Here is a 20,810-nt window from a genome sequence, read left to right as displayed (position 1 = left end):
GGTACCATTGTCCACAACGTGGAAATGAAGCCAAACAAAGGTGGTCAGATCGCGCGTTCAGCCGGTACATATGCACAGGTTGTTGGCCGTGACCGCGGTATGGTTATTGTCCGTCTGAACTCAGGCGAGCAACGTTATATCCGCGGCGAATGCATGGGTACAGTTGGCGCAGTGTCCAACCCTGACAACTCCAACCAGACTTTTGCAAAAGCCGGCCGCACACGCTGGAAAGGCCGTCGTCCTTTGACGCGCGGTGTTGCGAAAAACCCTGTCGATCACCCGCACGGTGGTGGTGAAGGCCGCACTTCGGGTGGCCGTCATCCGGTAACGCCATGGGGTAAGCCGACCAAAGGTGCACGCACCCGTAAGAATAAACAGACTGACAAGATGATTATCCGGTCACGTCACGCGAAGAAGAAGAGGTAAGTCATGGCTCGTTCCGTCTGGAAAGGTCCTTTTGTCGACCTGCATTTGCTGAAAAAAGCACAGGAAGCCCAAGAAGCTGGTGGCCGCGCGCCGATCAAGACATGGTCGCGCCGCTCCACGGTTCTTCCTGATTTCGTCGGCCTGACGTTCAACGTCTATAACGGCCATAAATTCATCCCGGTATCGGTCAATGAAGACATGGTCGGGCACAAGCTGGGTGAGTTCGCTCCCACCCGTTCGTTCCCGGGTCATGCGTCAGACAAAAAGGGTAAGAAATAATGGGTAAGTCATCCTCACCCCGCCGCGTTGACGAGAAAGAGGCTTTGTCGGTCGGTACCACCATCCGTGGTAGCGCGCAGAAGCTGAACCTCGTTGCCGGCCTGATCCGTGGCAAGAAAGCCGAAGACGCGATGAACATCCTGTCTTTCTCTAACAAAGCCATGGCCGTTGAAGCGCGCAAGGTGCTGGCATCTGCCATCGCCAACGCGGAAAACAACCATAATCTCGACGTTGATTCACTCATCGTCAAGGAAGCCAGCGTGGGCAAGGCGATCACGATGAAGCGTTTCACAACGCGTGCCCGTGGCCGTTCCAGCCAGATACTGAAGCCATTCAGCCGTCTGCGCATTGTTGTCCGTGAGCAGGAGGAAGCATAATGGGTCAGAAGAGTAATCCAATCGGTCTGCGTCTTCAGATCAACCGCACATGGGACAGCCGCTGGTATGCAGAAGGCAGTGACTATGCGAAGCTTCTCAAAGAAGATATCGAGATCCGCAAATACATCATGAAAACGGTGCCGCAGGCAGCGATTTCGAAAGTGGTTATCGAGCGTCCGGCAAAACTGTGCCGCGTATCTATCTACGCAGCGCGCCCAGGCGTCATTATTGGCAAGAAAGGCGCGGATATTGAGAAACTGCGCGGCGCTCTTGCGAAAATGACCGAAAGCGAAGTGAAGCTCAACATTGTCGAGATCCGCAAGCCTGAAATCGACGCCAAGCTTGTTGCGCAGGGTATTGCCGACCAGCTTATCCGCCGTGTCGCATTCCGCCGTGCCATGAAGCGCGCAGTGCAGTCTGCACTGCGCTTGGGCGCGGAAGGTATCAAGATCACATGTGGTGGCCGTCTGGGCGGCGCTGAAATCGCACGTGTTGAATGGTACCGTGAGGGCCGTGTGCCGCTGCACACGCTGCGTGCCAACGTTGACTATGCCGAAGCTGAAGCGCTGACCGCATATGGCATCATCGGCATCAAGACATGGATTTTCAAAGGCGAAATCCTTGGACATGACCCCATGGCCCAGGACCGTCTGATGATGGAAGCGCAAACATCGGGTGTTCGTCCAGCGCGTTAAGCGTGGCGGATTACTGATAGAGGAAAGCTAAGAAAATGCTGCAACCTAAGAAAATGAAATACCGCAAGGCCTTTAAAGGCAAGATCAAGGGCAACGCGCCCGGCGGTACAACACTGAATTTCGGGTCTTATGGCCTGAAAGCCATGGAACCAGAGCGGATTACCGCACGTCAGATCGAGGCGGCTCGCCGTGCGATCACGCGCCACATCCGTCGTCAGGGCCGTTTGTGGATCCGTGTATTCCCCGATGTGCCTGTATCGAAAAAACCTGCCGAAGTGCGTCAGGGTAAAGGTAAGGGTAGTGTCGAATATTGGGCTGCGCGGGTAAAACCGGGCCGTATCCTGTTTGAACTGGACGGTGTCCCTGGTCCTATCGCGGCAGTTGCTTTTGAGCGCGCGGCGATGAAACTGCCAATCAAAACGAAAGTTGTGGCCCGCCTTGGCGATACGTCACATCTGGGAGCGTAAGCGATGAGCAAGATGGAAGATTTCAACACCAAGACAGACGATGAGCTGTCCGCTGAACTCACCGAACTGAAACGTGAGGCATTTAACCTGCGTTTTCAGGCGGCGACCAACCAGCTGGAAAAACCGGCTCGCGTCAAGATCGTCCGCCGTGACATCGCGCGTATCAAAACATTGCAGGGCGAGCGTGCACGCGCCGCCGCTGCCAAAGCTTGAGGAGGCTAAGACATGCCTAAACGCGTGCTGACAGGAACAGTGGTCTCCGACAAGACCGACAAAACGGTTGTGGTAAAAGTAGAGCGCAAGGTGAAACATCCGCTTTACGGCAAGATTATCCGCCGTTCGAAAAAATACCATGCCCATGATGAAGGCAATGCGCACAAAGAAGGTGACGTTGTCAGCATTGAGGAGACAAAGCCGTATTCAAAGCTGAAAACATGGAAAGTCATGGAAGCGGATAAAGCCGCCTCCTAAAGACAAATAGTAACGGAACTACCGGGCCAAAGAAATTTAGTGTTCCGGCAAGCCTAACGAGAAGGAATTGGGTCCATGATCCAGATGCAATCAAATCTTGAGGTCGCTGACAACAGCGGTGCCAAGCGCGTCCAGTGCATCAAGGTACTGGGTGGTTCGAAACGCCGCTTTGCCGGTGTGGGTGACACGATTGTTGTTTCCGTCAAGGAAGCAGCACCGCGCGGTAAAGTCAAAAAAGGTGATGTGCACCGCGCTGTCATCGTGCGTACCCGTAAGGATATCCGCCGTGCAGACGGCACTGTGATCCGTTTTGACGGTAATGCGGCTGTTCTCATCAACAAAAGCGATGAGCCGATTGGCACACGTATCTTTGGCCCCGTGGTCCGCGAATTGCGCGCCAAGCGGCACATGAAGATCATCAGCCTGGCTCCGGAGGTGCTCTAACCATGGCGCTAGCGAAGATCAAAAAAGGCGACGAGGTCGTTGTTCTGTCCGGCAAGGACAAGGGCAAGACCGGTAATGTCACACAGGTAATGCCAAAGGACGGTAAGGTTCTTGTTTCTGGCGTTAACATGATGACTCGTCACCGCAAACCGACACAGCAGAACCCTGAAGGCGGTATCGACCGCATTGAAGCACCTCTGCACATTTCGAAAGTAGCGATTGCTGATCCAAAAGACGGCAAGGCAACTCGCGTACGTATCGAAGAAAAAGACGGCAAGAAAGTCCGTGTGGCTGTAAAGTCCGGGGAGACGATTGATGGCTGATAAGTATGTAGCGCGGATGCGCAAGAAATATGATGACGAGATCATCAAGGCGATGACCGAGAAATTCGGTTATAAAAACCACATGGAAGTTCCGAAGGTCGAGAAGATCGTTCTGAACATGGGTGTGGGTGAAGCCAGCCAGGACAAGAAAAAAGTTGCAATTGCTGCCGCTGAAATGGAGCTGATTGCGGGTCAGAAACCTGTAATTACCAAGGCGAAAACATCAATTGCGACCTTCAAGCTGCGTGAAGGCATGCCGATTGGTTGTAAAGTGACGTTGCGCCGGGAACGTATGTACGAATTCCTGGATCGCTTCGTAACGGTTGCAATGCCACGTATCCGTGACTTTCGCGGCCTGAACCCGAAAAGCTTTGACGGCCGTGGCAACTATGCCATGGGCCTGAAAGAGCAGATCGTATTCCCCGAAATCAGCTATGACCAGATCGAAAAGGTCCGGGGCATGGATGTGATCGTAACAACGTCCGCGAAGACCGACGATGAAGCACGTGAACTGCTGCGTCTGTTCGGGTTCCCGTTCCCGGTCGAAGAAACAGAGGATAAAGCGGCTGCCTAAGTGCAGCTGCCGCATCCTCTCCCAAGAAAGGAGAGCTTAAGTCATGGCGAAACTGAGTTCTATTAATAAAAACGAAAAACGCAAACGGATGGTGAAGAAATACGCCGGCCAGTATGCGAAACTGAAAGCAATTGCAGACGACAAGTCTCTTGATGAGACGGAACGCCTGATGGCGCGTCTGAAAATGGCTGAAATCCCCCGTAACGGTAACCCGACACGTGTACGCAACCGCTGTAACACAACGGGCCGCCCTCGCGGTTACTATCGCAAATTCGGACTGTGCCGCATTGAATTGCGCGATCTGGCCAATAAAGGCCTGATCCCCGGCGTCACGAAATCGAGCTGGTAAGGATAAGATAAAATGGCAATGACAGATCCATTGGGTGATATGCTCACCCGTATCCGCAACGGCCAGCGTGCCCGCATGGACAGCGTGGTCAGCCCCGCTTCCAAATTGCGTGCCCGCGTATTGGACGTGTTGCAGCGTGAAGGCTATATTCGCGGTTACAGCGAAGAAGAGCTGGGCCGCCACGCCGGCCTGCGCATCGAACTGAAATATTTTGAAGGCCAGCCGGCCATCAAGCATGTGGCGCGCGTATCGAAACCCGGTCGCCGTGTATATTCAGCTTCCAAAGAGCTGCCACATGTACGTAACGGCCTTGGCATCACTATCGTATCGACACCCCGCGGTGTTCTTTCCGACGCAGAAGCGCGCGAAGAGAATGTCGGCGGTGAGATACTGGCAGAGGTATTCTAATCATGAGCCGTATCGGAAAGAAAGCAATAGAGATTCCTTCTGGCGTCACGGCGAGCATGGAAAGCGGTGTTCTTTCGGTCAAAGGACCAAAAGGCGAGCTGACCATGCCGATGAGCGATGAAATCTCCTACGAAGTGAACGACAATGAATTGTCGGTCAAACCCGCAAATGCGACCAAGCGTGCGCGTTCCTATTGGGGCATGCAGCGTACATTGGTGCAAAACCTGATCACTGGCGTGACCGAAGGTTTCTCCAAGGTTCTGGAAATTAGCGGCGTTGGTTACCGTGCCAATGTCCAGGGCAAAACGCTGAAATTGCAGCTTGGCTTTAGCCATGATGTCGATTTTGCAATCCCTGAAGGCATCACGATCAAGACGCCTGACCAGACCACGGTTGAAATTTCGGGCAGCGACAAGCAGCAGGTTGGCCAGGTGGCCGCAGAAATCCGCCGCTGGCGTAAGCCGGAGCCTTATAAAGGCAAGGGTATTAAATATCGCGGCGAATATATTTTCCGCAAGGAAGGGAAGAAGAAGTAAGCCATGGCGAAACTCTCTTTATTCGAAAAACGGCGCCAGCGTGTTCGCTCTGCGCTTCGTAAACGCGGCTCGGGTCGCCCACGTCTGTCGATCCATCGCACAGGCCGTCACATCTATGCACAGATCATCGACGATGCTGAGGGCAAGACTGTTGCCCAGGCATCATCGTTGAAAAAAGGCGCAAAAGGCCTGGGCACGGATTGCAAGGCTGCTGCGGAAGTCGGCACTGAAATTGCAAAAGCCGCCAAAAAGGCAGGCGTTTCTTCGGTCGTGTTCGACCGTGGTGGCTTCCTGTTCCATGGACGGGTAAAAGCGCTTGCCGATGCAGCGCGTGAAGGCGGACTGGAGTTTTAATGATGGCTGATGAAGTAAAAACAGGCGAAGCCGCTGAAAACCAGGTTGCAGCAAAAGGCGCAGAAGGCGCTCCTGCGGCAACAGAAAACAAGCGCGGCGGCCGTGGTGGTCGCGGCGGCAACGATCGTGGCCGTGGCCGCGGTGGACGCGACAATCGCCGTGGTGGCCGTAATCAGGAAGATCAGGGCGAAGAACTGATTGAGAAACTGGTTCACATCAACCGCGTATCCAAAACGGTCAAGGGCGGTAAGCGCTTCGGTTTCGCCGCTCTGGTTGTTGTTGGTGATGGCTCTGGCCGTGTTGGTTTTGGCAAGGGTAAAGCCCGCGAGGTTCCTGAGGCGATTAGCAAGGCAACTGCCGCAGCGAAGAAAAACATGATCCGTGTTGCGCTGCGCGAAGGCCGCACATTGCACCATGATGGCAATGGCCGTTTTGGCGCCGGGAAAGTGACTGTGCGTTCAGCGCCGGCAGGTACTGGTATCATAGCAGGTGGTCCGATGCGTGCTGTTTTCGAAAGCCTTGGCGTTGCAGATGTTGTGACCAAATCGGTTGGTACATCCAATCCTTACAATATGATCCGGGCAACATTTCAGGCTTTGTCTGAACAAACTAGCCCCAAATCAGTGGCACAGCGCCGCGGCAAGAAAGTTGCCGACCTGCTGGGCCGCGGTGGCGCCAGCCAGGCGGAAGCCAAGGCTGATGCCGAAGCGATTGCGGAGTAATCAAGATGGCTAAAAAAATGCTCAAGATCAGGCAGACCGGTTCTCCGATCCGCCGTCCAGCTGTTCAGCGCAAAACGCTGATCGGCCTGGGCCTCAACAAGATGCACCGTGAAGTTGAACTGGAAGATACGCCCGAAATTCGCGGCATGATCCGTTCGGTTCGCCACATGGTGGAAATTGTAGATTAAATCCTTGTCCGCCAATTCCGGCGGGCAAAATATTCAGTGCGAATTAAAGCGAAAGCGAGTGCAAGATATGAAACTCAACGAAATTAAAGACAATGCAGGTGCACGCAAAGAGCGCATGCGTATCGGACGCGGTATCGGGTCCGGCAAAGGCAAAACCGGCGGGCGTGGCCAAAAAGGCCAGAAATCCCGCTCTGGTGTGTCGATCAACGGTTTCGCCGGTGGTCAGATGCCGCTCCATATGCGTCTGCCAAAACGCGGTTTCAATAACCCGTTCGGCACCGACTATGCGATTGTGAACCTGGGCATGATCCAGAAATTCATCGATGCGAAGAAACTGGATGCCAAAGGCACGATTGACCATGCCGCACTGAAAGCAGCGGGTCTGGCGCGCGGCGGCAAGGATGGCGTACGCCTTCTGGCCAAAGGTGAGCTTAAATCGAAAATCAACCTGAGCGTAGCCGGCGCATCAAAAGGTGCAGTCGAAGCTGTTGAAAAAGCGGGCGGTAAGGTTGAAATCGTAGCGAAAAAGGTGCCTGCGCCGAAAAAAGAAACGAAGAAAAAGGACTAAGCCCTATCGCTTAGCCTTGCTATCATTGCCCCGCTTTCCAATATGTGGAGGGCGGGGCAGTTTGGTTCTCGGTCTTAGGGCTCTGAACACCGCAATATTCCACAAGTGGCCTGGCGCATCTGTCGACATGTCCCACTTGGCACGTTAAAGATTGGGTTTGCGCGCCCGTAATGGTGCGGCAGATATGATAAAGGTAATTTGGTAATGGCATCAAGAGCCGACAATATCGCGAGTAATTTCAGTTTCTCGAAATTCTCGCAGGCGACTGAACTCAAGAACCGCATCTGGTTTACCATTGGTGCGCTTGTCATATTCCGTTTTCTAAGCTTTGTACCGCTGCCGGGTATTGATCCGACAGCGCTTGCGGGCCTTGCGGATCAGACACGCGGTGGTGTGCTTGATATTTTCAATACGTTTTCCGGCGGTTCGCTGGAACGGATGAGCCTGATTGCACTCGGTGTGATGCCTTATATTACCGCCTCGATCGTCGTGCAGCTGGCGGCGGCGCTGTCGCCCACATTGGGGGCACTCAAGAAAGAGGGCGAGAGCGGACGGAAGAAACTCAATCAGTACACGCGTTATGGCACCGTCGGTCTGACCGCAGTGCAGGGTTATTTCATTGCTGTCGGACTTGAATCGCTGGCTGGCCAACAAGGCATTGCTGCGGTTGTGGCACCTGGCATCATGTTCCGTGTTGGCGCTGTTATCAGCCTTGTCGGCGGTACATTGTTCCTGATGTGGCTGGGCGAACAGATTACCAGCCGCGGTATCGGCAACGGTGTTTCGCTTATCATCATGGCCGGTATTGTCGCGCAGATGCCGACTTTTGTCGCACAGATGTTTGAGGGCGGCCGCACAGGTTCGATTTCCGGCGGCCTGATCCTGGGCCTGATCGTCATGATCCTGAGTTTGATCGTCTTTATCTGTTTCATGGAGCGCGCACAGCGCCGCGTTCTTGTCCAGTATCCCAAACGCGCGACACAGCGCGGCGTGATGCAGGCGGACCGCAGCCACTTGCCGCTCAAGGTCAACACTGCCGGTGTTATCCCGCCAATTTTCGCATCGTCGCTGCTGCTGATGCCGCTGACAGTTTCACAGTTCGCGGGAAATAGCGCCAATACTGACAGCGCTTTTGGCAGCTTCATTGTGACACTGAACCAGTATCTGCAGCATGGCCAGCCGCTTTATATGACGCTCTATGCCGTTGGCATTGTCTTCTTCTGTTTCTTCTACACGGCCGTGGTGTTCAACCCTGAAGAAACGGCTGATAACCTGAAGCGCAATAACGGCTTTATTCCGGGCATCCGTCCGGGCAAGAATACGGCGACTTATCTGGATTACGTCCTGACGCGTATCACTGTTGTTGGCGCGGCCTATCTGGCATTTGTCTGTGTACTACCCGAATATGTGATTGCGCAGACGGGCATTCCGCTCTTTTTCCTGGGTGGTACCAGCTTACTGATTGTGGTCAACGTGACGGTTGATACGGTGACACAGATCCAGAGCCATCTGCTGGCACACCAATATGGTGACCTGATCAAAAAGGCGAAATTGAAAGGTCGTTTGCGTTAAGCTTTCAGCTTTGGCACAACCAGTATTTCCAATCATGACATGAGGGATTCGGGGCGTTGGATATAATTTTATTGGGGCCACCAGGCGCAGGTAAAGGAACGCAGGCGCACAGGCTGGTCGAGAAATATTCAATGGTACAACTGTCCACGGGCGATATGCTGCGTGCGGCGGTAAAGGCGGGTACGCCCGTTGGATTGCAAGCGAAGGCAGTGATGGAAGCTGGTGAATTGGTTTCCGATGACATTGTGTCGGCGCTGATCTGTGATGCGCTAGATGCGCTGGATGAAGGCACAGGCGTTATTTTTGACGGTTATCCTCGCACGGCACCCCAGGCACATTCACTTGACACCATATTGTCTGATCGCGGTCGTGTGCTGGATCATGTGATAGAGTTAGAGGTGAATGAAGAAGCGCTGATCGACCGGATCACGGGCCGCTTCACCTGCGCCAATTGCGGCGCGGGCTATCATGACCGCTATAAACTGCCAGAGATGGAGGGCACATGTGACCGCTGTGGCTCAACCGAGTTTAAGCGGCGCAAGGATGACAATGCCGAAACCGTGCGGCAACGTATGGTTGAATATCGTGCTAAGACAGCGCCGATCCTGCCGATCTATGAAGAGCGCGATGTTGTAACCCGTGTCGATGGCATGGATGATATGGATAGCGTCACAGAATCGCTGGTCAAGGTGGTTGAAGGCTAGTCCAATCCGGCTACCCACAATGTAATGAATAAAGAAAAGCCAGCCCGGCAATAATGCGGGGCTGGCTTTTTGCTGGCCAGTGCTTTCAGGCGCCCATCATGCGGCTTCGGGGAGTTCCGACAGAGTGGGAGAGGCAGATGCCTGTACTGGCACCGACACAGGGGAAAGTTCGAATATCCTGGCCGAAACTATGCGGTGTCTTGCTGGAACCGGAGCGGGGCCAGCGACCGGAACCGGGCGTGCATAAAAATGCGCGCGTACCTTGCGTCCGGGAAGCACAGCATTTCCTTGCATATCCATATCGACATATTGATCAACCAACTGAAGCACCCGTGGAGCGTATTGCAACAGGCTCGCCACAATAGTGAAAACCGCCAATATAGCTGCGCCCGTAAAAAGTAATGAAATTGCAAATGTCATCATGGTTGTCCTTTTGCCCTGATATGCATCACGCAATGTTGAAACTTCACTGGACTGACTGTGTATATCTTGTGGATAACCTGATATTCGCCCCAATGTTCCAACAGGTTACAAATCCGCGTTTCTGCATTTAATTGTTTCTGTTATGTTCCATAATGTTCATTAAATGTTCCAGTCTGTCAAGGTATAAAATAATCCGTTAAATCAGATGCTTGGCAAGTTTTTTGCTATCTCTTTGCTATTTTTGCCTTATTTGAACCAGCGACCTTTGCTCTGCACATAAAAACCCGCACTGTTTCCAGCGCGGGTCTGCTTGTGGCTTTGCGCCTGTGGGTTATGCGGCGATCACACGACGCTGAGGCCCACATCCAGATTGCCGCGTGTCGCGTTGGAATAGGGGCACACTTCATGCGCCGCCTCGACCAGACGCTGGGCATCCTCTTTCGCCACACCGGGCATGGAGACTTCCAGATCGGCGGTAACGCCAAAGCCGCCCTCACTGCGCGGACCGAAACCGACATGTGCAGTGACCGTGGTATCATCGGGTACGGCCACGCCAACCTTGGCCGACATCGCTTTCATCGCGCCGACAAAGCATGCCGAATAGCCGGCTGCGAACAGTTTTTCGGGATTTGCGCCCGTGCCGCCCGGCCCGCCCATTTCCTTTGGCACGACCAGCGCCAGGTCAACCGAACCATCGTCGGATTTAACGGAGCCATCCCGGCCCCCGGATGCAGTCGCGCTGGTTTTATAAATAACGGTTACGGGCATGAAGAAATTCCTTTCGGGAAAATGTGGGAGCGATATGTGGACGCAGCGTAACACCCCGCCCGCACACACACCAGCCCCAAGCGGTGTGCGTGTTAAGCGGGAGGATAAAGCCCTTGTGGCAAACCGATAATCTGTGCGAGACGGGGAGGGTGAAGAGGTGAAGTTAGGGCAAACATGAATATTTCCGAATATCTGGATGAGGTTCGCGGCAAGTGGGATAGCGGGCAGGCGACCGAGCATAGCTACCGCCCTGCGCTGGAAAAACTGTTCCAATCCATCTCGCCCGAATTGCAGGTTATTAACGAACCCAAAAAATCAGAAGGCGGCATACTCGATTTTCTGTTTCAACGTGATGGTGTGGACTTTGGACTTATCCGTGGGAGAGAATTGTCCCACTTCACTTCAATAGCGAATTTCTTTGGAGAAAGCTAAGGCTGTGGCGAAAACAAAAAGCAAACCGATGAATCAGGGGCTTGGTGCTGCAAAGGTGGCCAAAAAGGACGAGTTTTACACCCAGTACGTTGACATCCAGAAGGAGGTAGAGGCATATCTGGAATTTGATCTTGATGCCTTCCGTGGCAAGATTGTCTACTGCAACTGTGATGACCCGTTCGAGAGTAATTTCTTCAAATACTTTGCCGCTAATTTTAACAGGCTTGGCCTCAAAAAGCTTATCTCTACCAGCTACGACGGCTCCCCAGTAGCAGGCGTACAACTTACCCTAGATGAGTACAACAGGACCAACGGTAAGCGCCAAAAGCCCAAGGCAATCGCCATTGAGATTGAGGAAGTAAAAGACCTTAACGGCGACGGTGCAACTGACATCGAAGATGTCAGGCTTTTTTTGGAGCAAAACCCTCACCACCGTACCAATCTTGCAGAAGGTGGCGATTTTCGAAGTTCAGAATGCGTCGAGTTGCTCAAGCAGGCAGATATAGTCGTTACTAATCCGCCGTTCTCTCTCTTTCGTGAATATGTCGCTTTGTTAGTGAGACACAAAAAAAAGCTTCTGATTATCGGCAACACCAATTCGATCACCTACAAGGAAATTTTTCCCCTCATAAAGGCAAACAAGTTGTGGCTTGGGTGCACAAATTTTAATGTAGGTATGTTCTTTGAAGTGCCTGATGATTGGGAAAATTTCCATCATATTGATGAGCAAACTGGTAAGAAAATAGCACGTGTGTCGACATCGTGTTGGTATACCAACATAGACCACGGTCGCCGTCACGAACCTTTAAGTCTTATGACTATGGCGGACAACTTACGGTACAGCAAGAATTTGAAAGGAAAGTCTGCTTATGACAGGTATGACAACTACGATGCTATCGAAATTGGTTTCTACAAAGACATTCCTAGCGACTATGATGGAATAATGGGCGTTCCGATAACGTTCATAAATAAGTACAACCCGGATCAGTTTGAGATTGTAGGCACCACCGAATCTAACGATCCAGACAATCCTTTTAGGACGCGAGTGTACACGTCTAAGGAATGCCGGGATGCGTATCAAAAGCGATTTGGGAAATCTGGCGTCTATGATCTGAACGCGTCGGGTGTCGTGAACGGCGTTAAGGTATTTAAGCGAGTACTAATCCGACGCTGTTGCCGCACCGTACAGGGAAAGAAACTATGAAGACCACGTTAAGAACGAGCATCTTGGTTGCCGACATCTGCGACGGATTTATTTACAACCAATTGGAGGGCAAAGGTCTGTTCGGGTTGGGTGGAAAGCTTACTATTCAACCGGAGTACCAGCGCAATTATATATATGCCGATGACGGTGGTAAGAAAGAGCAAGCGGTCATTCAATCGTTACTCAAAGGATATCCGCTCGGACTTATTTACTTCAACAAAGTAGCGGAGGATAAATTTGAGGTGTTGGATGGGCAACAGCGCGTCACGAGTATCGGCCGCTTCGTCACAAACAAATTCGCAATAATGGACAATGGAAATCCAAAAAATTTTGACAGCCTGCCAGCTGACCAGCAGGTTCAAATCCAGGAATCGAAATTGCTCATTTACGAGTGTGAGGGCACCGAAACTGAAATCAAGCAATGGTTTGAGACAATTAATATAGCTGGTGTGCCTCTCAACGACCAAGAACTTTTGAACGCCATCTATTCTGGACCATTTGTGACGCTGGCTAAGGCTGAGTTTAGCAATAGCCAGAATGCGAACATTCAGAAATGGAGCACTTACATAAATGCTAAAGTAAATCGGCAGGAGTATCTGGAGTGTGCATTAGGCTGGGTGAGCCAAGGCGAAATTGGCGACTACATGAGCAACCATCGTACCGACGAAAACATCGATGAACTGAAAACACACTTTAATAGCGTAATCGATTGGGTTTCGAGCGTCTTCTTGGATATCGAAAAGGAGATGAAAGGGCTGGAATGGGGACGGTTTTATGAGCAATATCACTCCAAATCGTACGACCCCACTGAAGTTTCTACCGAGGTGAGGCGGCTCTATGGTGATCCTTACGTCAAGAATCGTCGCGGCGTCTTTGAGTATATTCTTGGTGGTCGTAAAGATTCAAAACTGCTGAATGTGCGTTTATTTGACGAAGCGACTACGCAGTCAGTCTATGCAACACAGACTAAAGAGGCCGAGGCAGCTAACAAATCAAATTGTCCTCTCTGCGCAGTTGGACACTCGGCCAATCAAAGTAAAATTTGGCAGTTTAGAGAAATGGACGCTGACCATGTTTCTGCGTGGAGCAAAGGTGGCGAAAGTTCGGCTAAGAACTGCCAAATGCTGTGCGTTACCCACAATCGCGCCAAAGGCAACCGGTAAGAGCGGCTGAGGGTGTGCTCGTTTCCTGTGTGAAACTGACCGGATTATGGGTGAGATTGAGCTGCCGCTGGATTAAGGGGAGGGGGGTCTGTTTGACCTCGCGGCCAGATGCTTCGCATCGGCCTCCGGTGGGGCGGGCCAATAAGGCCCGGCGACCGGTCGGCCTTGCGGTGTTGCTGGACGCAGCACCGGACAACGTGAAACGATAGCAATCATATGGTCTCGATAAAATGAGAGGTTCCAGGTGGCGCAAGCCCGAACGGCCAACTTGCCGTTCGCCAGTAAATCTAAAGAGGGCCGCGACCGCGCGCCGGGCCTTATTGGCCTGAACCCATTTGGAGGCCAATACGAAGTATTTGGCCGCGAGATCAAAAAAGTTCTTCCATTCCCCATCAAACCTCGCTAAAGGCCCGTCCATTCCACATGGAAAGCGCACATACCGGTGCCTGGAGATGACTTAATCTCCGTTGGTTACTGCTTTCCAGAGGTATAACCGGAAGGAGAACTATTATGGCGGCCCCTGTCGTCTCGATGCAGCAATTGATTGAAGCCGGTGCCCATTTCGGACACCAGACCCACCGTTGGAACCCGCGCATGAAGCCGTATATTTTCGGCCAGCGCAACGGCATCCACATCCTTGACCTCTCACAAACTGTGCCGCTTTTCGCGCGCGCACTGGAATTCGTTGCCTCGACTGTACAGTCGGGCGGCAAGGTCCTGTTCGTGGGCACGAAACGCCAGGCGCAGCAGCCGATTGCGGACGCCGCGCGCGCTTCGGGCCAGCATTTTGTGAACCACCGCTGGCTGGGCGGCATGCTCACCAACTGGAAAACCATTTCCAACTCGATTCGCCAGCTCAAAACGCTGGAAGAAAAACTGGCCGGTGACACCACGCTGCTGACCAAGAAAGAAATCCTGCAGATGACACGCCAGCGCGACAAGCTGGAGCTGTCACTGGGCGGTATCCGCGACATGGGCGGCATTCCTGATGTCATGTTCGTGATCGATGCCAATAAAGAAGAGCTCGCGATTAAAGAAGCCAACGTACTTGGCATTCCGGTGGTCGCTGTGCTCGATTCAAACGTGAACCCGAACAATATCGCATTCCCCGTACCTGCGAATGATGACGCCGCACGCGCCATCCGCATGTATTGTGAAGCCGTGGCAGAAGCGGCTTCCAAAGGCGGCGTGAAAGCGGCTGCGGATGCAGGCGTTGATATGGGTGCGATGGCGGAGCCTCCGAAAGAGGCTGTAGTCGCAGAAGCAGCACCTGCTGCTGAAGCTGCGCCTGCCGCTGAACCTGCAACCGCTGCTGCCAAAGCTGCTGCTGCTGCACCTATGCCGCAAATGACGGCGAAAGAGGAAGCCCCGGCCAAGGAAGAAGCCAAGGCGGAAGCAGCACCTGCTGCTGAAGAGGCAAAAGCCGAAGACGCTAAGCCAGAAGCTGCCAAGGAAGAGAAAAAGCCTGCGGCCAAAAAAGCGCCTGCTAAGAAAGCTGTTGCGAAAAAGCCGGCGGCGAAAAAAGCTCCTGCTAAAAAGGCCGCGCCCAAGAAAGCGGCTGCCAAGAAAGCCGATGACGCTGAAGAAAAGCCAGCGGCAAAAAAAGCGCCTGCTAAAAAAGCAGCTGCCAAAAAGGCACCAGCCAAAAAAGCGGCTCCCAAAAAGGCTGCTGCCAAAAAGGCGGACGAAAAAGCGGCTGACTAAGGCGGCGTGACGGGCCGAATTGAAGCTGCACAGGCGGCTTCTTACATGCCTGGTAAGTGCACGAAAGTGTAACAAACATGGAATATGCCGGGGCTGCCTTTCAGGGCGTGCTCCGGCTTTCATGCAAAAGATTTAACCGATATCTCAAGACATAAGGGACGAAAAACATGGCGATTACAGCTGCAACCGTAAAAGAACTCCGGACACGTACCGGCGCGGGCATGATGGACTGCAAAAAAGCGCTGAACGAAACAAATGGTGACCTGGAAGCGGCGGTGGACCTGCTGCGCTCCAAGGGCCTGGCTGCGGCACAGAAAAAATCGAGCCGTACGGCGGCAGAAGGCCTGGTTGGCGTTGCCGTTAGCGGCACCAAAGGTACAGCGCTTGAAGTCAACAGCGAAACCGATTTCGTAGCGAAAAACGAGCAATTCCAGGATTTCGTGGTCAAAGCGACAGGTGCGGCTCTGGAACTGGGCGGCGATGATATCGACGCTGTTGCATCGGCAGCGCACCCTGATGGCGGGACGATTGCCGACACGCTGACCAACAACATTGCCACGATTGGCGAGAACCAGTCGCTGCGCCGCGTAAAAACGGTGAGTGTGAATAATGGCATTGTTGTTTCTTACATGCATAACGCGGTTGCACCGAACCTCGGTAAAATCGGCGTATTGGTGGCTCTGGAAAGCGAAGCTGCCGCAGATGTGCTCGAAGCATTGGGCAAGCAGATCGCGATGCATATTGCAGCAGCTTTCCCGCTGGCCCTGAATTCTGACGGCCTGGATCAGGACGTGATTGCACGTGAGCGCAAGATTGCGGAAGAAAAAGCCGCTGAATCGGGCAAGCCTGCCAACATTATCGAGAAAATGGTCGATGGCGCGATTGCCAAGTTCGCGAAAGAGAACGCGCTGCTCAGCCAGCTGTTCGTGATGGATAACAAGACACCGATTGCACAGGTCGTCGAAGCTGCCGGCAAGGAAGCTGGCGCGAAGATTGAGCTTGTCGATTATGTCCGCTTCCAGCTGGGTGAAGGCATCGAGAAAGAAGAAGCCGACTTTGCAGCAGAAGTTGCAGCGGCGGCAGGCGTATAAGCCACCACGTTTCTGCTTAGGCAGAATGGATATTAGAGGGCCGGGAGCAGTAGTCACTGCTTCCGGCTTTTTTGATTTCACGGCTGGCGCGGAGTTTACTGATCTCACGCTATAAATGCTTCGCATTTAGCTCCGATGGGGTTCGGCGCAATAAGCGCCGACGGCCAGTCGGCCTTGCCTTGCTGCTGATCGTAGCTGCGGAACAGCGCGAAACGATAGCAGATGCTACCGCGATTTCGCTAAGCCGTTCTGTATGGCGAAATACCGAACGGTGACTAACCGTTCGTCAATAAACGTTGAGATGGCGTGACTGCGCGCCCGGGCCTACCCACCCGGAACCCATTTGGAGGCGGATGCGCAGCATCTCACCGTGAAATCAAAAAAAGACTCAGCGGAGCTGCAAAGTCAAATAGACTCCCAAAAGAATCCTTCACACCATGGCGCGGAGTGATTATGCTCCGCGCCATTGCTTTATCTGCGCCCATGCTGCATGGCCGGTGCAACGGAATATAGATCGGAACTGCCCCCTATGACACGCCCCGTATTCAAACGTATCCTGCTGAAATTGTCAGGCGAAGCGCTGATGGGTGAGGGGGAATATGGCATTGATCCGCTGACCGTGGCACGCATGGCCGAGGAAGTGAAAGCGGCCAAGGATACAGGCCTTGAAATCTGCCTGGTGATAGGCGGCGGTAACATATTCCGCGGCATGGCGGGTGCGGCCAAGGGTATGGACCGGGCACAGGCCGATTATATGGGTATGCTGGCAACTGTCATGAACGCGCTGGCGATGCAGAATGCACTTGAACAGCTGGGCGTGCATACACGCGTGCAATCAGCGATCCAGATGGATGCCGTATGCGAACCGGTAATCCGCCGCCGCGCCGAACGGCATCTGGAAAAAGGACGCATCGTCATTTTCGCAGCTGGTGTGGGTAGCCCATATTTCACCACCGATAGCGGCGCGGCACTGCGCGCGGCTGAAATGAAATGCAACGCACTGTTTAAGGGCACGAGTGTTGACGGTGTCTATAATGCGGATCCTAAAAAAGATGCGAATGCAGTGCGCTATGATACGCTCAGCTATGACCGCGTGTTGCAGGATAACCTGAAAGTCATGGATGCCAGCGCGGTGGCGCTGTGCCGTGACAATGGCATCCCGATCGTAGTCTTCTCCATTCGCGAACAGGGCAATCTTGCCCGCGTTCTGGCCGGTGACGGCACTGCGACTATTGTACAAGAGGAAAACTGAACATGGCCAAATATGATAAATCCGACCTCACACGCCGCATGAACGGGGCGGTTGATGCCCTTAAGGGTGATCTTTCCGGCCTGCGTACGGGCCGTGCCAATGTGGCATTGCTCGATCCGGTGCAGGTGGAAGTATATGGCGCGAACATGCCGCTCAACCAGGTGGCAACGGTCTCGGTTCCCGAGCCGCGCATGATTTCGGTGCAGGTATGGGACAAAGGCAATGTCAATGCGGTTGAAAAAGCCATTCGTTCGGCTGGTTTGGGACTTAACCCCATTGCAGATGGTTCGATGCTGCGTCTGCCCATTCCCGATATGACCGAAGAGCGCCGCAAGGAGCTCGCCAAGCTGGTCGGCCAATATGCGGAAAAAGCGCGCATTTCGATCCGCAACGTTCGCCGTGATGGCATGGACGCACTGAAACAGGACGAAAATAAAAAGGAAATCAGCGAAGACGAGCGTAAGACGCTTGAAAACGAAGTGCAGAAGCTCACCGACGATATGGTAAAGGCTGTTGATGATGCCGCTGCTGCTAAAGAAAGTGAAATCCTTACTCAGTAATCCTGAAGGATAGCGTAAATTTGCCGAAGGGAATGCTGTAAATTGAGCCTGGCACCTGCCAATGATGAAAATACTGACGTACAGGCAGGTGCGCCTGGCCCGGCGCATGGTGTTCGCCATGCCGCCATCATCATGGATGGCAATGGCCGCTGGGCGAAAAAACGGCACCTGCCGCGTGCCGCAGGGCATAAGCGCGGTGTGGATGCGGTGCGCAGCACGGTGCGTGCGGCCCGCGACCTGGGGCTCGAAGCACTCACTCTTTATGCTTTTTCGTCGGAAAACTGGAAACGGCCCGAAGAAGAAGTATCCGATCTTATGGGATTGCTCCGGCATTTCATCAAAAAAGAAATTGATGAATTTATTGCCAACAATGTCCGCCTGATCGTTATCGGTAATTACCAGGCGCTGGAAAGCGACATTGTGGCGATGATCGATGACCTTATTGCCCGCACCGCGCATAATGATGGTACTACGCTCGCTATTGCGCTCAATTACGGGTCACAGGACGAAATGATCCGGGCAACACGAGCGCTTGCGGCAAAAGCCGTGGCAGGTGAAATTGCGCCTGGCGATATTACAGAAGCCGATTTTGCCGCACATCTGGACACCGCATCGCTGCCGCCATTGGATCTTTTGATCCGTACGTCCGGTGAGCAGCGGCTGTCCAATTTCCTGTTGTGGCAGACAGCCTATACAGAACTTTATTTTACCGATGTACTGTGGCCCGATTTCGGTGCAGCTGAGCTAAAAGCGGCGATAGACAGCTTTGCTGGCCGTGAAAGGCGTTTTGGTGGACGATAAGGTGCAGAAAAGCGATCTGGGCCTGCGCGTGATTAGCGGCGTTGCCATGGGCGTCATTGCGCTTACTGCGCTATATCTGGGCGGCAATGCATTCTGGCTGTTGTTGGCGATAGGTGCGGTCGCCATGCAGCATGAATGGGCGGCGCTGGTGGAACGGTCCAAAAATCGCAAGCTAGCTATGTTAGCACTGTTCGTACCTATATCAATCATGTCGCCATTGGCCGCCGGACCCAGTTTTCTGGCACTGGGCCTGATCGTAGCTGCCTTCCTGTTTGTCTGCGCCGTAGAGCGCGGCGCGGCGCTGGCATCGGGTATATTCTATGCCGGACTACCGGTGCTTGGCCTGCTTTACCTGCGCGCGAGTGAAGACGGACTTATCCTCGCTTTCTGGGCAATGGCGATTGTCTGGGCAACCGATATAGGCGCCTATTTTGCAGGACGCGCGATTGGTGGGCCCAAACTGGCTCCTTCGATCAGCCCGAACAAAACCTGGGCGGGTCTGGTCGGTGGTATGGCGGCGGCGCTCGTGACAGGCCTGCTTTTTCATATCTATGCAGGGCTTCCTGCGGTCCTGGCCTTTGCCAGCCCCATATTGGCAGCGTTGGCACAATGCGGCGATCTGCTCGAAAGCGGAATGAAACGCAAAGCGGGCCTGAAAGACAGTGGTAACCTTATCCCCGGGCATGGCGGGATACTGGACCGTGTCGATGGCCTGGTGCCTGTTGCAATTGTGGCGGCGATGATTGTCGCTGCGCTGAGATTTATCTGAGGCAGATGCGTTGGCAGGCAATTCCAAAACCATTTCCATTTTCGGCGCGACGGGATCGGTGGGTTCATCAACGCTCGACCTTGTCCGGCTGGACCCCGATGCTTACCGCGTTGCAGCACTGACGGCGCACAGCAATGTGGAAGAGCTGGCCGCTCTTGCGCGCGAGTTTCATGCAGGGCGCGCCGTCATCGGTGATGAAAACCTTTACGAAGCGCTGAAATCGGCACTGGCAGGGACGGATATAGATGTCGCGGCTGGCGATGAAGCCTTGGTCGAGGCGGCGAGTATGCCGGTAGACTGGACCATGGCGGCGATTGTCGGCTGTGCCGGACTCGCCCCGGTTATGCGTTCGCTGGAACAGGGACGTACGGTGGCGCTGGCGAACAAGGAATCGCTGGTGTCATCAGGTGCACTGATGATGGCGGCTGCACAAAAGAGCGGTGCGACATTGCTACCGGTGGATTCGGAGCACAATGCGATTTTCCAATGCCTGCAGGGCGGAAAGATCGAAGAGGTACGGCGCATCACGCTGACCGCCAGTGGTGGTCCGTTCCGGGAAAAGTCGCTGCAGGAAATGCGAGCTATGACACCTGCGCAGGCAGTGGCACATCCGAACTGGGATATGGGTGCCAAGATCTCGGTCGATAGCGCGACGATGATGAACAAGGGGCTTGAGCTGATAGAAGCCTATCACCTGTTCCCTGTCGGTTTGGACAAGATTGAAATATTGGTGCATCCGCAGTCAGTGATCCATTCGATGGTGGAGTATCGCGACTGTTCTACCTTGGCCCAGCTAGGGTCGCCGGATATGAGAATTCCAATTGCCAGTGCGCTGGCCTGGCCGGCGCGTATGACAACTAATTGTACGCCACTTGATTTGGCATCTGTTGGCAAACTTAGCTTTGAAGAAATTGATAATAAAAGATTTCCTGGACCATCAATTTGCCGCGTCGCGATATCTCAAGGCGGTGCACGCCCGGCCATACTGAATGCAGCTAATGAAGTGGCCGTGGCGGGCTTCCTGAATGGGCAGTGCGGTTTTCTGGACATTACCGCAATTGTGTCGCAGACGCTGGAGCGCTATGACCCTGGGCAGCCAGTCACTATTCAGGATATATTGGCTATCGACAGTGAAGCGCGCAGCGTTGCACAAGACATTTTAAACAATTACAGATAACTGGACGTA

At 53.5% G+C, this 20,810-nt stretch carries 30 protein-coding genes and 1 pseudogene; 29 read left to right on the top strand and 2 right to left on the bottom strand.

Going from position 1 to position 20,810, the window contains the following annotated elements; all coding sequences use genetic code 11:
* From rplB to G6Q15_RS06580, 19 genes are all read left to right on the top strand, one after another.
* On the top strand, positions 1-426 hold a 426-nt coding region (rplB, locus tag G6Q15_RS06670), incomplete at its 5' end, for a 50S ribosomal protein L2 (protein WP_164116937.1).
* A gap of 3 nt (positions 427-429) precedes the next feature.
* Positions 430-705 carry a 30S ribosomal protein S19 gene (gene rpsS, locus G6Q15_RS06665; RefSeq protein ID WP_164116935.1) on the top strand — a complete coding sequence of 92 codons (276 nt, stop codon included), beginning with the start codon at positions 430-432 and terminating at the stop codon, positions 703-705.
* Positions 705-1,082: a 50S ribosomal protein L22 gene (gene rplV / locus G6Q15_RS06660; protein WP_164116933.1), complete on the top strand. Its 378-nt coding sequence runs from the start codon at positions 705-707 to the stop codon at positions 1,080-1,082. Before rpsS ends, rplV begins: the two co-directional genes overlap by 1 nt.
* Positions 1,082-1,777: a 30S ribosomal protein S3 gene (rpsC, locus tag G6Q15_RS06655; RefSeq protein WP_164116931.1), complete on the top strand. Its 696-nt coding sequence runs from the start codon at positions 1,082-1,084 to the stop codon at positions 1,775-1,777. Before rplV ends, rpsC begins: the two co-directional genes overlap by 1 nt.
* A gap of 35 nt (positions 1,778-1,812) precedes the next feature.
* Positions 1,813-2,244: a 50S ribosomal protein L16 gene (rplP, locus tag G6Q15_RS06650; RefSeq protein ID WP_164116929.1), complete on the top strand. Its 432-nt coding sequence runs from the start codon at positions 1,813-1,815 to the stop codon at positions 2,242-2,244.
* Positions 2,245-2,247: 3 nt separating this feature from the next.
* The gene (rpmC, locus tag G6Q15_RS06645; protein ID WP_164116927.1) at positions 2,248-2,457 is read left to right on the top strand and encodes a 50S ribosomal protein L29; all 210 of its coding nucleotides are present in this window, start codon (positions 2,248-2,250) and stop codon (positions 2,455-2,457) included.
* A 12-nt stretch (positions 2,458-2,469) separates the two neighbouring features.
* A complete protein-coding gene (gene rpsQ, locus G6Q15_RS06640) occupies positions 2,470-2,715 on the top strand; it encodes a 30S ribosomal protein S17 (protein WP_164116924.1) in 246 nt (81 codons plus the stop codon).
* 75 nt (positions 2,716-2,790) lie between these two features.
* Positions 2,791-3,159 (top strand): 50S ribosomal protein L14, encoded by a 369-nt coding sequence (gene rplN, locus G6Q15_RS06635; protein WP_164116922.1) that lies wholly within the window; start codon positions 2,791-2,793, stop codon positions 3,157-3,159.
* A gap of 2 nt (positions 3,160-3,161) precedes the next feature.
* The gene (rplX, locus tag G6Q15_RS06630) at positions 3,162-3,482 is read left to right on the top strand and encodes a 50S ribosomal protein L24 (RefSeq protein ID WP_164116920.1); all 321 of its coding nucleotides are present in this window, start codon (positions 3,162-3,164) and stop codon (positions 3,480-3,482) included.
* The gene (gene rplE / locus G6Q15_RS06625) at positions 3,475-4,056 is read left to right on the top strand and encodes a 50S ribosomal protein L5 (protein ID WP_164116918.1); all 582 of its coding nucleotides are present in this window, start codon (positions 3,475-3,477) and stop codon (positions 4,054-4,056) included. Before rplX ends, rplE begins: the two co-directional genes overlap by 8 nt.
* Positions 4,057-4,099: 43 nt before the next feature.
* The gene (rpsN, locus tag G6Q15_RS06620) at positions 4,100-4,405 is read left to right on the top strand and encodes a 30S ribosomal protein S14 (RefSeq protein WP_164116916.1); all 306 of its coding nucleotides are present in this window, start codon (positions 4,100-4,102) and stop codon (positions 4,403-4,405) included.
* Between the two features lie 12 nt (positions 4,406-4,417).
* Positions 4,418-4,813 carry a 30S ribosomal protein S8 gene (gene rpsH / locus G6Q15_RS06615; RefSeq protein WP_164116914.1) on the top strand — a complete coding sequence of 132 codons (396 nt, stop codon included), beginning with the start codon at positions 4,418-4,420 and terminating at the stop codon, positions 4,811-4,813.
* Positions 4,814-4,815: 2 nt separating this feature from the next.
* Positions 4,816-5,349 (top strand): 50S ribosomal protein L6, encoded by a 534-nt coding sequence (gene rplF / locus G6Q15_RS06610; RefSeq protein WP_164116912.1) that lies wholly within the window; start codon positions 4,816-4,818, stop codon positions 5,347-5,349.
* A 3-nt stretch (positions 5,350-5,352) separates the two neighbouring features.
* Positions 5,353-5,703 carry a 50S ribosomal protein L18 gene (gene rplR, locus G6Q15_RS06605; protein ID WP_164116910.1) on the top strand — a complete coding sequence of 117 codons (351 nt, stop codon included), beginning with the start codon at positions 5,353-5,355 and terminating at the stop codon, positions 5,701-5,703.
* Complete coding sequence (rpsE, locus tag G6Q15_RS06600) at positions 5,703-6,425, top strand: 30S ribosomal protein S5 (protein ID WP_164116909.1); 723 nt, start codon at positions 5,703-5,705, stop codon at positions 6,423-6,425. Before rplR ends, rpsE begins: the two co-directional genes overlap by 1 nt.
* A gap of 5 nt (positions 6,426-6,430) precedes the next feature.
* On the top strand, positions 6,431-6,613 hold the full coding sequence (gene rpmD / locus G6Q15_RS06595; protein ID WP_164116907.1) for a 50S ribosomal protein L30: 183 nt from the start codon (positions 6,431-6,433) through the stop codon (positions 6,611-6,613).
* 67 nt (positions 6,614-6,680) lie between these two features.
* On the top strand, positions 6,681-7,181 hold the full coding sequence (gene rplO / locus G6Q15_RS06590; protein WP_164116906.1) for a 50S ribosomal protein L15: 501 nt from the start codon (positions 6,681-6,683) through the stop codon (positions 7,179-7,181).
* A 204-nt stretch (positions 7,182-7,385) separates the two neighbouring features.
* The gene (gene secY, locus G6Q15_RS06585; RefSeq protein ID WP_164116904.1) at positions 7,386-8,753 is read left to right on the top strand and encodes a preprotein translocase subunit SecY; all 1,368 of its coding nucleotides are present in this window, start codon (positions 7,386-7,388) and stop codon (positions 8,751-8,753) included.
* A gap of 56 nt (positions 8,754-8,809) precedes the next feature.
* Entirely contained in the window at positions 8,810-9,457 is a 648-nt protein-coding gene (locus G6Q15_RS06580; protein ID WP_164116902.1) for an adenylate kinase, read from the top strand.
* 96 nt (positions 9,458-9,553) lie between these two features.
* Here the strand turns inward: G6Q15_RS06580 and G6Q15_RS06575 are convergent, their stop codons facing one another.
* Together G6Q15_RS06575 and G6Q15_RS06570 are read right to left on the bottom strand one after the other, a co-directional pair.
* A complete protein-coding gene (locus G6Q15_RS06575; RefSeq protein ID WP_164116900.1) occupies positions 9,554-9,880 on the bottom strand; it encodes a hypothetical protein in 327 nt (108 codons plus the stop codon).
* A 342-nt stretch (positions 9,881-10,222) separates the two neighbouring features.
* The gene (locus G6Q15_RS06570) at positions 10,223-10,648 is read right to left on the bottom strand and encodes an organic hydroperoxide resistance protein (RefSeq protein WP_164116898.1); all 426 of its coding nucleotides are present in this window, start codon (positions 10,646-10,648) and stop codon (positions 10,223-10,225) included.
* 174 nt (positions 10,649-10,822) lie between these two features.
* Here G6Q15_RS06570 and G6Q15_RS06565 point away from each other — a divergent pair, with 174 nt between their 5' ends.
* The 10 genes and pseudogenes from G6Q15_RS06565 to dxr all read left to right on the top strand — a co-directional run bounded on the left by G6Q15_RS06565 (position 10,823) and on the right by dxr (position 20,801).
* Entirely contained in the window at positions 10,823-11,080 is a 258-nt protein-coding gene (locus G6Q15_RS06565; protein ID WP_164116896.1) for a hypothetical protein, read from the top strand.
* Between the two features lie 4 nt (positions 11,081-11,084).
* On the top strand, positions 11,085-12,284 hold the full coding sequence (locus G6Q15_RS06560) for an adenine-specific methyltransferase EcoRI family protein (RefSeq protein ID WP_205518112.1): 1,200 nt from the start codon (positions 11,085-11,087) through the stop codon (positions 12,282-12,284).
* Positions 12,281-13,447, top strand: coding sequence for a DUF262 domain-containing protein (locus G6Q15_RS06555; RefSeq protein ID WP_164116894.1), 1,167 nt, complete (start codon positions 12,281-12,283; stop codon positions 13,445-13,447). The genes G6Q15_RS06560 and G6Q15_RS06555 overlap by 4 nt, the downstream gene beginning before the upstream one ends.
* A gap of 510 nt (positions 13,448-13,957) precedes the next feature.
* A pseudogene (gene rpsB / locus G6Q15_RS06550) lies at positions 13,958-14,713 on the top strand (30S ribosomal protein S2); the annotation flags it as partial.
* A gap of 605 nt (positions 14,714-15,318) precedes the next feature.
* Positions 15,319-16,242, top strand: a complete 924-nt coding sequence (gene tsf / locus G6Q15_RS06545) for a translation elongation factor Ts (RefSeq protein ID WP_164116892.1) — start codon at positions 15,319-15,321, stop codon at positions 16,240-16,242.
* 529 nt (positions 16,243-16,771) lie between these two features.
* Positions 16,772-17,494: a UMP kinase gene (gene pyrH, locus G6Q15_RS06540; protein WP_164116890.1), complete on the top strand. Its 723-nt coding sequence runs from the start codon at positions 16,772-16,774 to the stop codon at positions 17,492-17,494.
* Between the two features lie 2 nt (positions 17,495-17,496).
* Positions 17,497-18,054, top strand: a complete 558-nt coding sequence (frr, locus tag G6Q15_RS06535) for a ribosome recycling factor (protein ID WP_164116888.1) — start codon at positions 17,497-17,499, stop codon at positions 18,052-18,054.
* A 132-nt stretch (positions 18,055-18,186) separates the two neighbouring features.
* On the top strand, positions 18,187-18,855 hold the full coding sequence (gene uppS / locus G6Q15_RS06530) for a polyprenyl diphosphate synthase (RefSeq protein ID WP_164117010.1): 669 nt from the start codon (positions 18,187-18,189) through the stop codon (positions 18,853-18,855).
* Positions 18,845-19,624, top strand: a complete 780-nt coding sequence (locus G6Q15_RS06525) for a phosphatidate cytidylyltransferase (protein ID WP_164116886.1) — start codon at positions 18,845-18,847, stop codon at positions 19,622-19,624. Before uppS ends, G6Q15_RS06525 begins: the two co-directional genes overlap by 11 nt.
* 10 nt (positions 19,625-19,634) lie before the next feature.
* Positions 19,635-20,801 (top strand): 1-deoxy-D-xylulose-5-phosphate reductoisomerase, encoded by a 1,167-nt coding sequence (gene dxr, locus G6Q15_RS06520; protein WP_240330789.1) that lies wholly within the window; start codon positions 19,635-19,637, stop codon positions 20,799-20,801.
* Positions 20,802-20,810: the final 9 nt, after the last annotated feature.

The sequence above is a fragment of the Sphingorhabdus sp. Alg239-R122 genome (genome assembly GCF_900537065.1).
GTDB lineage: Bacteria > Pseudomonadota > Alphaproteobacteria > Sphingomonadales > Sphingomonadaceae > Alg239-R122.
This window is presented reverse-complemented; position numbering and strand designations above follow the sequence as displayed.

What these genes read in the sequence shown, in the direction of transcription:
- rpsS (WP_164116935.1), top strand. Translation starts at nt 430, where the DNA reads ATGGCTCGTTCCGTCTGGAAAGGTCCTTTTGTCGACCTGCATTTGCTG.
- rplV (WP_164116933.1), top strand. Translation starts at nt 705, where the DNA reads ATGGGTAAGTCATCCTCACCCCGCCGCGTTGACGAGAAAGAGGCTTTG.
- rpsC (WP_164116931.1), top strand. Translation starts at nt 1,082, where the DNA reads ATGGGTCAGAAGAGTAATCCAATCGGTCTGCGTCTTCAGATCAACCGC.
- rplP (WP_164116929.1), top strand. Translation starts at nt 1,813, where the DNA reads ATGCTGCAACCTAAGAAAATGAAATACCGCAAGGCCTTTAAAGGCAAG.
- rpmC (WP_164116927.1), top strand. Translation starts at nt 2,248, where the DNA reads ATGAGCAAGATGGAAGATTTCAACACCAAGACAGACGATGAGCTGTCC.
- rpsQ (WP_164116924.1), top strand. Translation starts at nt 2,470, where the DNA reads ATGCCTAAACGCGTGCTGACAGGAACAGTGGTCTCCGACAAGACCGAC.
- rplN (WP_164116922.1), top strand. Translation starts at nt 2,791, where the DNA reads ATGATCCAGATGCAATCAAATCTTGAGGTCGCTGACAACAGCGGTGCC.
- rplX (WP_164116920.1), top strand. Translation starts at nt 3,162, where the DNA reads ATGGCGCTAGCGAAGATCAAAAAAGGCGACGAGGTCGTTGTTCTGTCC.
- rplE (WP_164116918.1), top strand. Translation starts at nt 3,475, where the DNA reads ATGGCTGATAAGTATGTAGCGCGGATGCGCAAGAAATATGATGACGAG.
- rpsN (WP_164116916.1), top strand. Translation starts at nt 4,100, where the DNA reads ATGGCGAAACTGAGTTCTATTAATAAAAACGAAAAACGCAAACGGATG.
- rpsH (WP_164116914.1), top strand. Translation starts at nt 4,418, where the DNA reads ATGGCAATGACAGATCCATTGGGTGATATGCTCACCCGTATCCGCAAC.
- rplF (WP_164116912.1), top strand. Translation starts at nt 4,816, where the DNA reads ATGAGCCGTATCGGAAAGAAAGCAATAGAGATTCCTTCTGGCGTCACG.
- rplR (WP_164116910.1), top strand. Translation starts at nt 5,353, where the DNA reads ATGGCGAAACTCTCTTTATTCGAAAAACGGCGCCAGCGTGTTCGCTCT.
- rpsE (WP_164116909.1), top strand. Translation starts at nt 5,703, where the DNA reads ATGATGGCTGATGAAGTAAAAACAGGCGAAGCCGCTGAAAACCAGGTT.
- rpmD (WP_164116907.1), top strand. Translation starts at nt 6,431, where the DNA reads ATGGCTAAAAAAATGCTCAAGATCAGGCAGACCGGTTCTCCGATCCGC.
- rplO (WP_164116906.1), top strand. Translation starts at nt 6,681, where the DNA reads ATGAAACTCAACGAAATTAAAGACAATGCAGGTGCACGCAAAGAGCGC.
- secY (WP_164116904.1), top strand. Translation starts at nt 7,386, where the DNA reads ATGGCATCAAGAGCCGACAATATCGCGAGTAATTTCAGTTTCTCGAAA.
- G6Q15_RS06575 (WP_164116900.1), bottom strand. Translation starts at nt 9,880, where the DNA reads ATGATGACATTTGCAATTTCATTACTTTTTACGGGCGCAGCTATATTG.
- G6Q15_RS06570 (WP_164116898.1), bottom strand. Translation starts at nt 10,648, where the DNA reads ATGCCCGTAACCGTTATTTATAAAACCAGCGCGACTGCATCCGGGGGC.
- G6Q15_RS06565 (WP_164116896.1), top strand. Translation starts at nt 10,823, where the DNA reads ATGAATATTTCCGAATATCTGGATGAGGTTCGCGGCAAGTGGGATAGC.
- G6Q15_RS06555 (WP_164116894.1), top strand. Translation starts at nt 12,281, where the DNA reads ATGAAGACCACGTTAAGAACGAGCATCTTGGTTGCCGACATCTGCGAC.
- tsf (WP_164116892.1), top strand. Translation starts at nt 15,319, where the DNA reads ATGGCGATTACAGCTGCAACCGTAAAAGAACTCCGGACACGTACCGGC.
- pyrH (WP_164116890.1), top strand. Translation starts at nt 16,772, where the DNA reads ATGACACGCCCCGTATTCAAACGTATCCTGCTGAAATTGTCAGGCGAA.
- frr (WP_164116888.1), top strand. Translation starts at nt 17,497, where the DNA reads ATGGCCAAATATGATAAATCCGACCTCACACGCCGCATGAACGGGGCG.
- uppS (WP_164117010.1), top strand. Translation starts at nt 18,187, where the DNA reads ATGGATGGCAATGGCCGCTGGGCGAAAAAACGGCACCTGCCGCGTGCC.